This window comes from Streptomyces sp. SID12501, from assembly GCF_010550245.1.
In the GTDB taxonomy this organism is placed as follows: domain Bacteria; phylum Actinomycetota; class Actinomycetes; order Streptomycetales; family Streptomycetaceae; genus Streptomyces.
This window is the reverse complement of record NZ_JAAGLU010000947.1, coordinates 1-401: the sequence shown is the minus strand read 5'-3', so window position 1 is coordinate 401 and position 401 is coordinate 1. Positions and strand designations below refer to the sequence as shown.

1 pseudogene is annotated in these 401 nt (G+C 69.1%); it reads right to left on the bottom strand.

Annotated elements, in window-relative coordinates:
• Positions 1-401 (bottom strand): annotated as a pseudogene (locus G3I71_RS49265) (acyl-CoA dehydrogenase); the annotation flags it as partial.

Here is a 401-nt window from a genome sequence, read left to right as displayed (position 1 = left end):
TTGGTGAGGGCGGCGTTGTCGCCCTCCTTCGCGACCAACTGCCGGGCGATCCCCTCCAGCAGTTGAGCCGCGCTCTCGACGCGCACGCCCAGGTCCGTCACCTGCTCCGCGCTGAGCTTCCGGCTCGCGAACGCCCGCTCGACCAGGGCGCTGGCCATGCCCAGGTAGCAGCAGGTGATCAGCATCTCGAACCACATGAACCCGACGGTCTGCAACTCGTCGAGCTCGCCCTGCTCACCGATGTCGGTGGGCACGAGCAGCCGGTCGTCGACGAAGACGTCCGTCAGGCGGACCTCGTCGCTCTCCGCCCCCGCCAGCACGTTGCTGGCCCAGAACGGATGGACGGACACACCGGGCGTGTCCGCCGGCACGAGCATCAGCACCGTCTCGGATCCGCCGTC